This window comes from Pseudoalteromonas sp. NS-SX12 (assembly GCF_057367955.1).
In genome coordinates, this window is record NZ_CM170635.1 from 633,256 (window position 1) to 648,387 (window position 15,132).

The 15,132-nt window shown below is 40.3% G+C and carries 13 protein-coding genes; 10 read left to right on the forward strand and 3 right to left on the reverse strand.

The features are described 5' to 3' along the window. Window positions 1-378 precede the first annotated feature (378 nt). Entirely contained in the window at window positions 379-2,460 is a 2,082-nt protein-coding gene (locus AC2IOM_RS17010; protein WP_486360555.1) for a TonB-dependent siderophore receptor, read from the forward strand. A gap of 216 nt (window positions 2,461-2,676) precedes the next feature. Here AC2IOM_RS17010 and AC2IOM_RS17015 read toward each other — a convergent pair whose 3' ends face one another. Further along, window positions 2,677-3,588, reverse strand: coding sequence for a hypothetical protein (locus AC2IOM_RS17015; RefSeq protein ID WP_138631359.1), 912 nt, complete (start codon window positions 3,586-3,588; stop codon window positions 2,677-2,679). A gap of 101 nt (window positions 3,589-3,689) precedes the next feature. Then, window positions 3,690-4,652 (reverse strand): alpha/beta fold hydrolase, encoded by a 963-nt coding sequence (locus AC2IOM_RS17020; protein ID WP_486360556.1) that lies wholly within the window; start codon window positions 4,650-4,652, stop codon window positions 3,690-3,692. 335 nt (window positions 4,653-4,987) lie between these two features. Here AC2IOM_RS17020 and yiaY point away from each other — a divergent pair, with 335 nt between their 5' ends. From yiaY to AC2IOM_RS17035, 3 genes are all read left to right on the forward strand, one after another. Further along, window positions 4,988-6,136, forward strand: coding sequence for an L-threonine dehydrogenase (yiaY, locus tag AC2IOM_RS17025; RefSeq protein WP_395389034.1), 1,149 nt, complete (start codon window positions 4,988-4,990; stop codon window positions 6,134-6,136). Between the two features lie 240 nt (window positions 6,137-6,376). Next, window positions 6,377-6,610 (forward strand): phage tail tube assembly chaperone, encoded by a 234-nt coding sequence (locus AC2IOM_RS17030; protein WP_010558784.1) that lies wholly within the window; start codon window positions 6,377-6,379, stop codon window positions 6,608-6,610. Window positions 6,611-6,760: 150 nt separating this feature from the next. Then, entirely contained in the window at window positions 6,761-7,657 is an 897-nt protein-coding gene (locus AC2IOM_RS17035) for a hypothetical protein (RefSeq protein ID WP_395389035.1), read from the forward strand. A gap of 51 nt (window positions 7,658-7,708) precedes the next feature. On the opposite strand, the gene AC2IOM_RS17040 is transcribed toward AC2IOM_RS17035, so the two are convergent. Then, the gene (locus AC2IOM_RS17040) at window positions 7,709-9,676 is read right to left on the reverse strand and encodes an LTA synthase family protein (RefSeq protein ID WP_486360557.1); all 1,968 of its coding nucleotides are present in this window, start codon (window positions 9,674-9,676) and stop codon (window positions 7,709-7,711) included. Window positions 9,677-9,988: 312 nt separating this feature from the next. On the opposite strand from AC2IOM_RS17040, the gene AC2IOM_RS17045 reads away from it, so the two are divergent. From AC2IOM_RS17045 to AC2IOM_RS17070, 6 genes are all read left to right on the forward strand, one after another. Further along, the gene (locus AC2IOM_RS17045) at window positions 9,989-10,729 is read left to right on the forward strand and encodes a transporter substrate-binding domain-containing protein (RefSeq protein ID WP_010558781.1); all 741 of its coding nucleotides are present in this window, start codon (window positions 9,989-9,991) and stop codon (window positions 10,727-10,729) included. Window positions 10,730-10,812: 83 nt separating this feature from the next. Further along, window positions 10,813-11,313, forward strand: coding sequence for a hypothetical protein (locus AC2IOM_RS17050; RefSeq protein ID WP_486360558.1), 501 nt, complete (start codon window positions 10,813-10,815; stop codon window positions 11,311-11,313). 41 nt (window positions 11,314-11,354) lie between these two features. Next, window positions 11,355-11,561 (forward strand): DUF805 domain-containing protein, encoded by a 207-nt coding sequence (locus AC2IOM_RS17055; RefSeq protein ID WP_486360559.1) that lies wholly within the window; start codon window positions 11,355-11,357, stop codon window positions 11,559-11,561. An 82-nt stretch (window positions 11,562-11,643) separates the two neighbouring features. After that, window positions 11,644-12,666: a winged helix-turn-helix domain-containing protein gene (locus AC2IOM_RS17060; RefSeq protein WP_486360560.1), complete on the forward strand. Its 1,023-nt coding sequence runs from the start codon at window positions 11,644-11,646 to the stop codon at window positions 12,664-12,666. A 139-nt stretch (window positions 12,667-12,805) separates the two neighbouring features. Continuing rightward, window positions 12,806-13,564: a DsbC family protein gene (locus AC2IOM_RS17065; RefSeq protein WP_486360561.1), complete on the forward strand. Its 759-nt coding sequence runs from the start codon at window positions 12,806-12,808 to the stop codon at window positions 13,562-13,564. 418 nt (window positions 13,565-13,982) lie between these two features. Continuing rightward, window positions 13,983-15,092 (forward strand): OmpA family protein, encoded by a 1,110-nt coding sequence (locus tag AC2IOM_RS17070; protein WP_395389041.1) that lies wholly within the window; start codon window positions 13,983-13,985, stop codon window positions 15,090-15,092. Window positions 15,093-15,132: the final 40 nt, after the last annotated feature.

A 15,132-nucleotide genomic window follows, 5' to 3' on the forward strand; every position in this document is an offset into this window, starting at 1 on the left:
CTTACCTCGATTTATAACACGTTAATTACACCTGTGTCACTGCAATGTAAAAGCGGCTAAGAGTTTGACATAAAAGGCCTATATTTACGGTTCAAGTTTATAATCGCGAATACCTAGGGTCTGCCCACCTTTGCTGTTCTATTTTTGTTCTTTCTGAGCGTGCTTTTATCACGGCGCTCGATGTGTGGCCTAGCAATCTAAGCGAATATCGAGCAAAGCTTCCGCATCCTGCTCACGCCCCTTACCTACATCCATATAGGCAACAATGAGAAAAGTACGTTCATAAGAACCGTTCGGCAACACTATATCAAAACACACTTGCACCTTTTATCGCCACACGATACCATGCCGCCACCTTAAATCTAAATGATAACTATTATGAAATGGGGTTTATTATTGTTTCCAGTCTTTGCATTAAGTGCACTGCTTAACACGCTCAATGCGTCTGAATCCGATGACAAGAAAACAATAGAAGTAATTGAAATTACAGCAGATCGCCCTAACAGTTATAGTGCTAAGTACGTGCAAGCAGGCACCTTTTTTAACGCTAATGTACTTGATACCGCATTAACAACGAACATAATCACAAAAGAGTTATTGGACGCACAACTCGCCAGCTCTTTAGCAGACTCCATTAGAAACACTGCAGGCGTCAGCGCCGCGCAAATCAACACCACCATTTACAGTAACCTTAACATCCGTGGTATTCGACTTGATCCCACCACCAATTATCGTCTTAATGGCATATTACCCATTGCCAACTACGTGCAAACGCCAATGGAGAACAAATACCGCGTTGAAGTACTTAAAGGAGCGGCTGGCTTGTATTACGGTTTCGGCTCTCCCGCCGGAATTGTAAATTTAGTAACTGAACGTGCATATCAAGACCAAATTGCGGGGTCGTTGTTTGCAAATCAACACGGTACCTATGGCGCATCACTCGATATTAGTAAAATATTTGACGATGCCGGTGTGCGTGTAAACTTAGTTGCGGCAGACGAAGAAATCGGTATTGAAAGAACATCAGGCGAGCGCCAATTCGCGTCAGTTGGTTATCATTTTGATATTAATGACAAACTACGTTTTGAATTTGATGGTGAGTATATTGCCCGCGACATTACCGAGCCGACCCAATATTATTTACTTGCAAATCAAGATGGTTCTCTCTCGCTCCCTCCTTTACTCGATACAGATATCAATCACGGTGCTGAATGGTTTAAAGCAGAAACAACGGCGCATAACCTACTCGGAAAATTAAGCTACGCAATCACACCGAATTTACACATAAATATGTCACTTGGGCGTGCTTATGCAGACACAACGCGTCGTTATTCTGCCTTTTTTGGTTATGATATTGAAACAGGTAGTGATGGGTTAGTCAGTTTATCTACATTTCCTAATACTGAGTACGAAAACAACATTGCCGATGTAAAACTTACCAGCAGCTTTACGTTATTGGGCACTTCTAATCAATGGGTTATGGGTGCAAGCCGTCGTAACAATGAGTCGATTATTGCTGATCGTGTGCGCCAAGGTAAGTGGGCGCAAAATTTGTATCATCCTGTCGATATAGCAAAGCTGCCAACCCCGCCCAGAAGTATCAAGAACACCATTGAAAAAACAGATATCGGTTACTTTTTAAATTTGAAAACGCACTTTAATGAGCAATGGCAAACTACCTTAGGTTATCGCTATGCTGATTATAAAAATACCAGCGACTTTGCTCAGTACGATGACACCGAAGACACACTATCAGGCAGTGTGATATACAAACCTCAGCCAAACTTTGCGTTTTATACAAGTTACATTGAGGGGCTTGAAGAAGGCGGTATCGCCCAAGGTATTGCGAAAAATGCAGGGGAAGTATTACCCGCAGCATTAAGTGAACAATGGGAATACGGTGTCAAATTTGAAACATCACAGCAACTGCTGCTAACACTCGCTTATTTTGATATCGACCGCGCATCTGCATTTATTCACCCCGAAACTGAGTTTTTTGTGCAAGATGGCCGTGCAAACTATGCGGGCGTTGAATTAAGTGCCTCAGGCGGCATAACTGAAGGCTGGTCAGTTTACACCACAGCAAGTTATATTGATGCAGAGCAGCAAAAGTCTTCCAACGCACAACTAAACGGCAACGCGATTGAAAATACACCAAAGACCACAGCATCAATATTTACCACATACGAATTAAATAGTGTGCTGGGGTTAAGCCTATCATTAGGTGCCTATTACACGGGTAGCCGCTATGTTGATGCGCTTAATTCAGCAAGTGCCAACGCATACACACTATTTGATGCTGGGATAAACTACCAATTGAATCTTCGCAATCATGATGTTGCGATTAGTCTTTACGTTCAAAATATTGCAGACAAAGCTTATTGGGCGGCAACGGGGTCTAGACTACTGGCACAAGGTCACCCTAGAACAATCAAATTTGAGCTAAAAACAGCGTTTTAGTAAACAAAATTAAGCAAAATGGGGCGGCCATTTTGCTTAATTTATACCAATTCCATTAAGTATGTGATCACAGATAGCGCTGGATAAATGAAATGGTAACAAGGCGGAATTTTTCTTATGTAGTTGTTCTACATTGATATATTCTAACGCAGTTAGCATGATGTTTAGCCCGCTAGGATGATCAGCTATTTAAGTGAATTGGTATTATTGTAGCTGTTAGCTAAAATGCACTCCGGTGATGTCATATTCGCCAATGTATCGCTCACCGTACATATCAGCAAAGAAAAACTCCATTTCGATTTTGTGCCTGCCTTGATGGTTGAGTAGCTCGATTACATAAAAGGTTTTTTTGGGGCCTGAATAGGTTTTAAGATCGCTCGATTGCACTATTTTGAAATCGCTCGGATTACCTATCTTATCAAAATATTCATAAAGCACATTTAAGCCTCGCGAATAAATGTCTATTTCTCGTTGGCTTGCATTGGGAATGTGCTGCGCCATCAAAAATGCAGTATTTTGGCTATTAATCGCATCAATAAATTGGCTAATTAACTGCTGATGCTCAACAGGCGGTACAACTTTAACCTTTGTTGCTAACGCTTTTAACTTATCCGACGGCGGCATAATGCGATTTTGATACACCGTGAAATCACGTGAGTAAGCAACAAAATTCAAATAGCTTTCTAGGCTTTTTTGGTATTGGTTGTGAAATTGTTTAAAATCTTCCGCTAGGTTATTTTCCAAATCTAAGTAAAAATCATAACCAGCTTGTCCAGTTAAATGAAGAATATCTCTATGATCAATGAGTAAGCCAAATAACAATGCATTAAAATCTATCACATTGTCTTGTTGGTTAAATAAAACCAGATCACTTGACCAGGTTTTATTACCTTTTTTTATTTCAAGCACATAATCTTTAAAGGGTGCTTGGCTGCCAAATTCTAGGTGTATTTGGTTAGATTGAAACGGAATAGACTCAGATTTGAAAAATTTTTCGCGTAAATGTAACTGAAAACCTTCGCTTGCTTTAGCAAACTCAGCTGATTTTTGCACTAGGGTCGTCTGTGACGAATGCACCTTAGTAACAAACATAATAAGTACGGTAACAATCAGTAGCTTAATTTTCATTATCACTCCTTGATAACTTGCACATGCGCTTTGATAGTATAAAAATCAATCGGCAAAATAAAGTCTTAACCGTTAAATTTGCATCTATAACTAAGTGTCTGTTACACAGTTACTTTGTTTAGAAACGAAATGACAGCGTGATTGAACACATTTGGCTGCTCCCATTGCAATGCATGTCCAGCTTCTTCCACCACTAAGGTTTCACAACCCGGTAATTGCCTTGCTGCTGCGCGCATCAGAGCAGGCGGTTGATACAGATCTGCGCCGCCAGTTAGTAGGAATATAGGTAAATTAAGATCCTGTAGCTTTTGCCATGTAATCGTATTTTTATCTTTCTGACGATTTCTAAGACCGGGCTCTTTCGCCTGTTTCTCCATCGCTATCCACGCTTTTACGCCCTCAGGATGAGCAAAGCGATACGAGGGACCCAGCTCTTTAAATTCAGGCGGCAAATCGGCAAACCCTTTTGACAAAATAAAATCTGAACGGATATCAAGATCCTTGTCCCACATACCAAACAAACTGCATGCTATGGTGATACTTAACAACCTGTCTGCAAATGAAACGGCAAAATCAGTAACGGTAAAACCACCAGCAGCTAAGCCTACAATATGAAATTTACCAATGTTTAAATGGTTAATCAGCGCATGTAAATCATCGGCATCGGTACTAGGCTGCTCGGCCGATTTAATTGGCGAGCCTTGATGGCCACGCCTTGAATATGCGATGGTTCTAAACCCAGCTTGCGCAAATGCATCTTGTTGATACGGCCATGAATAAGCACTGCCCCGCCCTGGATGCACTAAAATAACCACAGGTCCGTTGCCACCGGTATCCCAATAGTAAATTCCTTGTTCATTTGACACCTGAAATACACCTTCTTTTGCAGGTGCATGCTTAGGTACAGGTAAAAACGGCGCTTCGTCAAAACTGTTCGATACTAGGCCGCTATTTTCTTTTGCATTTACTTTTGAGGTTAGCGCCAAAGATGCGCCAAGCGTGCCAAACGCTGCGCTTTTTATAAACTGGCGTCGTGACGTTCCTTGCTGAATATGGTCTGCCATTATTATGTGTTCCCTTTTTATTATTGTGTACTATTTAAACGCCACCGGTTTTCAATAAACAAGCCAGATACGATAAAACAATGCGTAAACGAGATAGAATCGTTAAATGTAATAAAACTTGTCATAACATACTGAAGTTTTGATTATTTTTTCTGTCACTTTTTATTTTTTCAGCCACTCTAAATAACTCAAATAAACGCCGTTACAAGCGCATTAGATTAAAGTCTAAGTGTTCTAAGCGCGGTATTTGTTTTAAATCAAAAAGGCGAAAGGTTTCGCATGTGACAATCACCGTCGCAATAAAGTAACTCTCACTAAATAAAGGACAAATCATTATGACTACTGCATTTTATATTCCTACCGTTAACTTAATGGGTGCAGGTTGTTTAAAAGATGCCGCTGATAATATTCAAGCAAAAGGATTTAAAAAAGGGCTTATCGTAACCGATAAAATCCTGAACCAAATTGGTGTTGTTGAAAAAGTTCAGTCGCTGCTTAACGAGCGCGATGTCGCAACGGCGGTATTTGATGGTACCCAGCCAAACCCTACCGTTAGCAATGTAAACGATGGCCTAAGTATTTTAAAAGACAATGATTGCGACTTTGTAATTTCACTTGGCGGCGGTTCGCCACATGATTGCGCAAAAGGCATTGCGCTTGTTGCTGCAAATGGCGGCAAGATTGGCGACTATGAAGGGGTCGACCAATCAGCAAAACCAATGTTACCGCTTGTCGCAATTAATACAACAGCCGGTACAGCTTCAGAAATGACGCGTTTTTGTATTATTACCGATGAAGAGCGCCACATTAAAATGGCCATTGTTGATAAACACACCACGCCGTTAGTATCGGTTAACGATCCTGAGCTAATGCTGGCAAAACCTGCCTCGCTTACTGCCGCAACCGGTATGGACGCGCTTACCCATGCAATTGAAGCGTATGTATCAATTGCTGCAACGCCAATCACTGATGCTGTTGCAATTAAAGCAATTGAACTTATTCAAACACATTTGCGCGAAGCGGTGAATAATGGCGAGAACATTGAAGCACGTGAACAAATGGCCTATGCGCAATTTATGGCAGGCATGGCGTTTAACAATGCATCACTTGGTTATGTACACGCGATGGCGCACCAGCTTGGCGGTTTTTACGATCTGCCTCACGGTGTATGTAACGCAATCTTATTACCACACGTACAACGTTTTAACGCTAAAGCGGTTCCAGGTCGCTTGCGTGATGTTGCAAAAGCAATGGGCGTTGATGTGAGCAATTTAAGCGAACAACAAGGTGCAGATGCAGCAATTGACGCAATTGTTAGCTTAGCCAGTGATGTTGGTATTCCATCCGGTATTGAGCAATTAGGCGCAAAAGCTGACGATATTCCTACACTTACTGAAAATGCGCTAAAAGATGCCTGCGGATTTACTAACCCAATACAAGCTACATCTGAAGAAATTGCAGAGATATTCCGCGCTGCAATGTAGTGATAACGCGATAACTCCTTAAAAAATAAAAAGGTTAGCATTCGCAGCTAACCTTTTTTCTTGCCTTAATAATAATGTTGCTTGGCTATCTAATCTAGCGCGTGTTGCTCTTTACGTTCTGCATAAATGCAAAATAAATTTTACCTTTACGACAATTATTTATCGTTTTACTTAAAACAAAAATAGCCCTAATTTGTCGGTGTTAAAAATATCAATCCAGTTAATTGAAAAAGGGTAAATATGAAGATTTTTTTAATGGTATTGGCATTAGCAAGCACTGTAGTTTGGGCAAGCGAAGAACAAGCGAGCGTAGAAACAGTGAAAGATTCTTATGAATTCTGCCTAGATATGGCTGAAGAAGAAGAGAATAAAGACAGCGCCGTGCTATTTTGCGTAAACGATGAATTAAAATCTCTTGGTTACAAAGGGTTTGATTCATTACAAGCAATCAAAAGCTTTATTAAAGCAGATTAAGCGTTAACCGCTAACACACATGATACAGACGAATAAAGGCCAGCATTTGCTGGCCTTTTTGTTTTTTAAGCTTTTGTTTCGTCAAAAAATATTGCAACCTTTTAAAAACAATTTGCGACTTAGTTAAAAACAACAGCTAAACAAACAACTATGAACAAATTTTTACTCGCACTTTGTACACTCGCTATTACCTTTTCAACAAACGCTAGCGCCGTACCAGCCAGCATTTTTGATATTTCGATAAGTGAATCATTTGATTCATCTCTAACTAAATTACAAGAAAATTGCCAAACAAAAGTGCGCGTTTTGTCTAACTTACCAGTGCGCTTTCCACTCGCAAAACACACAGAGCAACATTTAGTATGTGACATTGTAAAACACGGCGGAAAGGCTGCTATTGTAATTGCCGACGGTAAGGTTGCGCACATTAACACAAATAATATCAGTGAAAGCGCCGTTACCGGCTTAAGCGATAAATATGCTGAGTACTTAGCGTATCAAGCACACAGCAATCATTTATTGTGGTTAAATACAGACATCAACAGTGCTACCTTAATCGGGCAGGATGCGCTTCACCCAAATTTATTTGTTTGGTCAAACCCATATATCAACAATAACCAGCAAAGTGAGGTTACGTTAAATACCTTACTTAAATTTGGTGCGTCAATTGATGCGCTTATGCCCATATTTGAAAAGCACTGCCAACCGCTGGTGATTCAAGACACTAAACCCTGGTTGTTAACCAAGCCTAATGCGCAAAAACAAGTTAACTGTTTTAATTTTTCGGCATTTGGTTTTCCGCGCAAAATTGAAGCCGTATTCGGTGATAACCACCTAGAACTCGCTTGGATTTTAACTGCAAGCGCTGAACAAACACGTGTGGCGCAATCACTTAGCAACACCTACGGCAAAGCAATATTTGAAAATGCTCAGTGGCAGGCATATCAAAATGGTGAAATTTATTTACGCAAAGACAAGCCAGAGGTCTTAGCAATATCAAAAAGGCTTATTCCTCTTATCAAAGAAAAATACGCAATTACGTTTTAAAACAAAACACCGCATGTGATTCGTGTGCCAATTAGCTTACCTTGACGCTAACTAATTGGCATGCCAGCCATTTTGATATGCTAAACTGCCCCAAAGCGCATGTGCCAACGCCACTTTCGCCTCATTATGATCGAGTGGTTTTTCACTCATATAATTATCTGCGCTATTAAAATCGAACATTTTCGGTTTTTTCCCTGGCTGCAAAATGGTGATACCTTTATTACTGTAGTAGGCAAAATTATCCGCATACTGCATTAATGCCCTGCCAGTTGTGGTACTTTGTGTTAAATCGCGCCCAATCATAGGCGATTGATTAGTTACCCCCATTAATGACAGCAAGGTTGGCGCTAAATCAATTTGGCTAGCAATGGCTTTATAGCTCTGATTATCAAACTCACTGTTTAAAATAATCGCTGGAATATGAAAATTGTTTACCGGCACTAGAGCCTGACCTAACGCGCGAGCATCGTGGTCAGCAACAATCAAAAACAGCGTATTTTGCCAATACGATTGGGTTTTTGCTGTATTAATAAACTCACCTAAGGCCAAGTCTGCATATTGAATTGCTTTATGTCTTGCGCGCTCTTTATCATCATACTGAGCAAGCTGAGATGGTGTGTAATCAAACGGTTTTATCGCCTCGTTCGGAATTTCAAATGGATCATGATTGCTTGAAGTGAAAATCAGGCTAAAAAACGGTTTTTCTTGTAACGCCAGCTTATTAAGCTCTGTATTCGCTTGTGTGAACACATCTTGGTCACTTGCACCCCAAGAGCCGACAAAATTTAGCTTATCAATATCATCAAAATCCACAATTGTTTGAAAGCCATTGCCGAGAAAAAAGCTTTTCATATTGTCAAAGTGGCTTTCACCGCCATAAATAAACTGCGTGTTGTAACCTTCAGATTGCAACAAACTTGCAAGTGTAAAAAAACCTTTCTGTGACTTGTCTAACTTAACCACCGCCCTTGCAGGCGTCGGCGTAAAGCCAGTAACAACGGCCTCAATGCCACGTACAGATCGCGTGCCCGTTGCATAAAGCTTGTCAAACCCCCATCCCTGTTGATACAAACTGTCGATATTAGGTGTCAGTGGCAAGCCGTTTAAACGTTTAACATACTGGGCGCCGAGGCTTTCTTCTAAAATGATCACCAAATTCTTTTTCGCACCTAGGTAGCTAGGTTGCTGTATTTTAAACAATGGATTATTCGGTAAAGTAAAAGCCGATGTTGGTAAGCCTGTTTCTTGACGAACAATGTTTATAACCTCGCGCTCAGGCATCGCGCCATATAGTTTGCTCGCATTTTTTTCATTTAGCAGCGCTTTAACTGCATGGAATACACTATAGGTGGAATTAAGCGTTAGCGAATTCACTAGCGCATCATTTGAAAAAAACACATACGCGGGATTGATAGGTCGGTGTCCCAACGTGCCACGTGCAAACAGTATAAGTGCAGCAAGTAACAGTAAAATAGCGACGAGTTTAACCTTTGCTGTAGAGTGAGTTTGCCCAGTAGTTTTAAACACAAAATAATTGGCTAGCGGCAGCACAATTAACTTAATTGCAGCGACCAATAAAATAAGTGTTACAAAAACAGCGGCAGAATGCCCGCTCATCAACATTGAAAACACTTCTTTTGGATACACCAAATATTCCACAAACAAACGATTTGGTCGCAAGCCATACTCTTCTATAAACATGGGTGTTGCCATTTCTAAAAACACCAAGATTGTTAGAATTAGCACTAAGTAGCTTTTAAGACATGCTAGCCATATTGGTTTTAGCGCTTTAATACTTAATGCAAGCGGTGAGATAAGTGCAGGGATAAGCAGTAAATAACCCAACGTACTTAAATCAATGCGTAATCCACCAATTAATAAATTTAACAACGCGTTGGGGTTTGAAAAGTGTTGATACTGCCAAAGGCTAAAGCCCAAACGAAAAGTGCTAAGTACACCTAGCACACACAAAGTTAATACCAAATACGGCATTAGATGTTTTTTAAGATCTGTCAGCATTATTAATCTCAGCTGTGACTACCTAGAGCGTTCTATTTGTTAGACCTTAAACGGCAATACTTAAGAAAAGCTTAAGAAACGGTTTGCTGCAGCTTATTGCTAAAATAACCTTGTTAACGTAAGGCAAAGGCAATTAGCTGTGTGAAAGCTGAACAATATCGCTATTAAATGCAATTTCTTTGATGTAGCGCTAATTCTTAAACGCAAACGCGGTTAATTTTTAGCGCGCATTAAACTATAATTTGTGTCGCTAATTACCTTTTACTCGCGTTCTCTTTGCGCTGCACCTTTTTGACTACCGGCTTGTAAATAATGACTACGTTTCTTTTCCGCTTTGCTATGGTTTTTTTGCTAACAGTTTTTACCTACACCGCGACTGCACAAACGGGGAATAATATTAAATGTGGTATGGCGACAGGCTATCCGCCTTTTCAGTTTATCGAGAATAACCAACCCACTGGCTTTGATTACGATGTGCTGACGCGTGTGTTACAGCAAGTTAATCAAGAACTGTATTTAGTTGCAGATACATGGGATGAGGTAGTAAACCACTTACGTTTTGCCGAGCTTGATTGCGTCACTGGAATGGAAATCAATCCGCTGCGAGAAAAGTACTTTGATTTCACCATACCCTATTATTTTCGCTACACCACAGTGTTTGTAAAAGAAGACAGTAAAGACATTGAAATTGTACGTGACCTCTACGGAAAAAAAATTAGCGGCGACAAACACTCGCTCACCGAAACCATATGGCAAGAAAAGCATATAAAAGATAACTTTCGTTTAATCCAAACTGAGTCAAAAGAGCAAGCGATGTTAATGCTTGCCAACGGTGAAACTACCGCTGCTATTATGCCGCGTTCAGTGGGGCTGTACCTCGCTAAACAGTACGGTGTTAAAGTTAAAATTGTGCAATCAAATTATCGCGGTACCCCCGTTGCCATTGCGGTCAGAAAAGGCAACAAAGTACTGCTCGACAAACTGAATTCAGCGCTTCAAACACTGCTTTCGTCAGGCCAGTTAGACACCTTGCAATCTAATTACCAAGACTAATTTAACAATTGATTTAATTGAAAAAATTTATTTAAAGCGTAGCCTAACGCCACATTTTATTTAAAATCACTACAAGGACTGTAATGAACTGCTCTCATGCGCTTTATTGTGTAGAAGACTTCCTTCAAATTGCTTACTTACTTTCAAATCCTATCTTTGCTAGTGGCATCGTAATTCTTGCTTTTATGCTTCGCAATATTCCAGGTCGCCCTTGGCTAATTAGTTTTGCTGCGCTGTCGTTATTTTCCAGCGTGTTTTATTCTGCTATTCAAATTGCGCAATATACATTATGGGGCGATTTACTTTATTTATACAAACATTATAACGACACGATGAGCGTATTAAATTTATTAAAATTTAATATTTTATTTCCCTGCTTTTTACTTAATTTATGGACTCTGAAAAATCTAAACATACCAATTCATACCTTGTTCTTTTCGTGGCGAGGACGTGCTACTCGAAGCATATTTTGGGGTATGTCGCTGCTTTACATAGTATTATGCTTAGGGTTATTTAACGTATTAAATAATTTCTTTAAATCCAATTCTAGCCTGCCCGTTTACGCTGAAGCGATTTTTTCTTAGTATTCTTTTTCACCCTGTGTGTGATTTCCTGGATGACCTTAATGATCCACATAAAGCGTTGGCACGATTGTAATCAGTCGGGTTGGATGATGTTTTTGAGTCTGATCCCTGTGATTGGTCCTATCGGTTGTATGTTATTCCTAGGTTTCGCCAAAGGAACCGATTCAGAAAATAAATATGGCCGCCCAGTTTCAGTAGGTGCTGGCGTTACCAATAACTCGGCACCTAACGAAATAAATCACGGGTAAAAATAAAGCAGCAGTTGCCTTAACCTTGTTTTATCTTTATAACACTAAAGAAAAAACAAACACATGCTGTTAAGGACAATTTATGGCTATTTATCAATTTCTCGATTTCACGTTTTGCGCAACAACATTTGCCTTAACGCAATCAGGTAAAGAAAAGCCGATTCGCCCTAAAACTGCACAAGCACTGCTGTTTTTTTTAACACAGCCAGAGCAATTAATATCAAAACACGCATTGTTTAAGGTGCTGTGGCAAAGTGAAGACGTGCAAGACTACCGCCTTTTTCAAGTGATCAGTGAATTGCGTAAACTGGCACCAGAGCAACAGCTTATTCGCACTCAACCTAATCAAGGTTATATTTGGCAAGCCACGGTAACACAGGTAACGCCGGTTCAAAGAGCACAGTTGCCTTGGCGCGCCATTGCTGCCGGCCTAACCTTAATGATATCAACAATTACCAGTGCTATGTGGGTATCACATAGCGATACACCGCCTACAACAAATTTATTGCCGGCAATGAGCAGCTACTCAAATGCGCTAATCGCTTTTCAAAAAAGTGATTTAGAGAATGCCGAAAAGTGGCTTAACTTTAGTTTGCAAGAAAACCCCCACTCCATAGAGGCGCAACTATTGCTCGCTGAAGTAAAATTACACAAAAAAGAGCTCACTCAAGCAAATCAGCTTGCGTTTAAGATTATTAATCAAACGCCAACTTCAGATTATTATCGTACGCAAGCACTCGACCTGTTAAGCCGTATATCATTAGAAAACAGTGAAATTAATGATGCACTCAACTATGCAATTGAAAGTAAAGCGCTACTTAATTCAAGTTTAGCCGTGTGTAGTAGTGAAGTAGTTAATCAGCGTATTGCGACGATTATCACCAACAAACCAGCAACTGCAAGCACAACTCAGCATAACCCGGTTAACAGAGAATCACTTATTGCAACAATAGTGACAAATAACAAGCAGCAAGCCAACACAGAGCAAAATGCTGAACACTTAGCGCTTTGCCACCAACTAAATCAGCCAACCAGTTTTAATTTCACAAATAGCACCTTGCATAGTGATATTTTTGGCTTACGACAACGCACTATGCGCACCTAAAACCACCTTACCCTTAAAAACATAAGCCATTAATATTAAACAAATTATAGCTATTTATAGATGATTATAGATAGTTTTAAATGCGTCGAACGCTGCTACCTTGTAAGTTGGCCTAATCCAATTTTAATAGGCTAATTATATGCAATCAGTTAATCGAATTATCGCGTTATTGTTCACACTTTCACTCTTTTTTTGCGCTGCGTTTGTGCATTCACAAACAGTGCAACCACTTGAAAATAATCACTCGACTCTTGCAGCGGTAAAACAAAAGTTGTTTGATTTACTCGGTGAAAATACACAGTTTTCCGTCGAGCCCTATAACAATGAGCTCCGCTTAGTCACAACACAAAACCATACGTTTTTCGCAAGCCCCGATGGTAAATATTTATATTTAGGACAAGTTATCGACACCGAAAGCAAAATAGATCTAACTGAATTAGTAAAGCAGCAGCAACGTGTAACACTTATCAAAACCTTGCCTAGAGATGCACTACTAAGCTATCAAGCAAGTAACGAACAGCATGTCATCACGATTTTTACCGATATCGATTGCCCATTTTGCCGCAAATTGCATGGAAAAATTGAGGTACTCAATCGCCAAGGCGTTACGATTGACTATGTAATGATCCCACGAGGCAAAGTCGGCAGCAGCGCATTTGAAAAAACCGCCGCCGCTCTGTGTGCACGCAATCCACAAGAAGCCATGAACCAAGCAATGCAAGTTGGCCACTACCAAGGTAATGTTACAAACGTCTGTGAGAATAACTTAGTTACACAGCAACAGCTGGCACAGCGATTTGGCTTTAGTGCAACGCCTACTATCTTGCTACAAAATGGTGAAGCCATTTCGGGATTAATCAAAACCGATGAGTTGCTACAGCGATTAGCAGATATTTAGTACTTTCGCTTTGTTATGTTGCTGTACCACATTATAAATTGAGGGTCTGTTAAACCCTCATTCCCCATTGTAGTTCGGTTTATAAACACATTGTGTGTAATACCATCATCTAATCATAAAACCACAACATAGTGCCGTTTTTTGCTTTCAAACCCAGCTTGTACCGATTTACAATATACCTTGTGTACCACTGAGCAATGTAAAACTTACAAATTGCGACTTTTTTACCGAGTAACTCTTTACACAGTTATTGTTAAAAAACTAAGAAGCCTTATTAATCCATTGAAATATAAATGAAAAATAATAGGCATAAAATTTGTAAGCCAGTTCGTAAAAAGCAGAACGAACATATTTACTTCGCCACTGCAGCAATCTACTAAACTAAATGACGTTTACATGAGAAAACGGAGATCATTAAATGAAAAAACACACTCTTGCGCTATCTATTTTGGCAGCTGTAACAAGCATGCCATCGCTTGCTGAAGATAAGGAAATCTGGCTTGGTGGCTTTGCCGAATATTACTATGCAGACAAAGATAAATTCCAAGCAATGCCAAAAGACCGTATTGATTGGGGTTGGGGCTTAGAGCTTGGCGAACGTTTCACTCCTTCATGGGGTGGTCGTTTTGAATATGCACGCATCGACTTAGAAGCATATCCAGGTCAAGAAAGTATTGACGGTCATCGCTACGGTTTAGATGCGATGTTCTTCCCATTCCAAGGCAATTCATACGTATTTGCAGGTTTAAAACACGAATCACTTGATACAGGTTATAACCTAGGTAATTTAGGTGTAGGTATGCATTGGCCAGTAGCCGACAAATGGAAAGTGATCACAGAAGTGGCGGCTTACCATGACTTTGGCGAAAATCATAAAGATTATAGCGGTAAACTTGGCCTGCTTTATCAGTTTGGCGGTAACAGTGCGCCTGCAACCGAAGCACCTAAAGCAGCGCCGGTCATTGACAGCGACAACGACGGTGTTATTGACGCAAACGATCAATGCCCGAACACAAAACAAGGTGTACGTGTAGACAGCACTGGCTGTGCTATTGTGCTTGATAGCGATAACGACGGTGTTAACGACAACGAAGACAGATGTCCAAATACACCAACGACAGATAAAACAGACGCACAAGGGTGTACACTGTTTAAAGACATGCAAGACAGCATTAAATTAGCGGTGCAGTTTGATAACAACTCAAGTGAAGTACTTGATCCAAACAGCACTGACTTACGTCGTTTTGCTGACTTTATGAAAAAATACCCTGAACAAAATGTGCAAATTGAAGGCCACAGCTCAGCGCCAGGTAACGCGGTTTATAACCTGAAACTGTCAGAAAAGCGTGCCAAAGCAATTAAACAAGTGTTAATTGACACATACGGCATTGATGCGTCACGTATTAGCGCTGTAGGTTACGGTGAAACGCGTTTATTAAACGACGCAAACACAGCTGAAGCACACAGTGAAAACCGTCGCATTGAAGCGAAATTGATGATTGAAAAACGTGTAAAAGTGACGCGTTAATTCTAGTAAAAACTAAAAAACGGCGAACTTAGATTCGCCG

Excerpts from the sequence above, each read along its gene's own strand:
- AC2IOM_RS17035 (WP_395389035.1), top strand. The coding sequence starts at position 6,761 with ATGAACAAATTTTTACTCGCACTTTGTACACTCGCTATTACCTTTTCA.
- AC2IOM_RS17050 (WP_486360558.1), top strand. The coding sequence starts at position 10,813 with ATGAACTGCTCTCATGCGCTTTATTGTGTAGAAGACTTCCTTCAAATT.
- AC2IOM_RS17070 (WP_395389041.1), top strand. The coding sequence starts at position 13,983 with ATGAAAAAACACACTCTTGCGCTATCTATTTTGGCAGCTGTAACAAGC.
- AC2IOM_RS17040 (WP_486360557.1), bottom strand. The coding sequence starts at position 9,676 with ATGCTGACAGATCTTAAAAAACATCTAATGCCGTATTTGGTATTAACT.
- AC2IOM_RS17020 (WP_486360556.1), bottom strand. The coding sequence starts at position 4,652 with ATGGCAGACCATATTCAGCAAGGAACGTCACGACGCCAGTTTATAAAA.
- AC2IOM_RS17015 (WP_138631359.1), bottom strand. The coding sequence starts at position 3,588 with ATGAAAATTAAGCTACTGATTGTTACCGTACTTATTATGTTTGTTACT.
- AC2IOM_RS17065 (WP_486360561.1), top strand. The coding sequence starts at position 12,806 with ATGCAATCAGTTAATCGAATTATCGCGTTATTGTTCACACTTTCACTC.
- yiaY (WP_395389034.1), top strand. The coding sequence starts at position 4,988 with ATGACTACTGCATTTTATATTCCTACCGTTAACTTAATGGGTGCAGGT.
- AC2IOM_RS17010 (WP_486360555.1), top strand. The coding sequence starts at position 379 with ATGAAATGGGGTTTATTATTGTTTCCAGTCTTTGCATTAAGTGCACTG.
- AC2IOM_RS17045 (WP_010558781.1), top strand. The coding sequence starts at position 9,989 with ATGACTACGTTTCTTTTCCGCTTTGCTATGGTTTTTTTGCTAACAGTT.
- AC2IOM_RS17060 (WP_486360560.1), top strand. The coding sequence starts at position 11,644 with ATGGCTATTTATCAATTTCTCGATTTCACGTTTTGCGCAACAACATTT.
- AC2IOM_RS17055 (WP_486360559.1), top strand. The coding sequence starts at position 11,355 with ATGATCCACATAAAGCGTTGGCACGATTGTAATCAGTCGGGTTGGATG.
- AC2IOM_RS17030 (WP_010558784.1), top strand. The coding sequence starts at position 6,377 with ATGAAGATTTTTTTAATGGTATTGGCATTAGCAAGCACTGTAGTTTGG.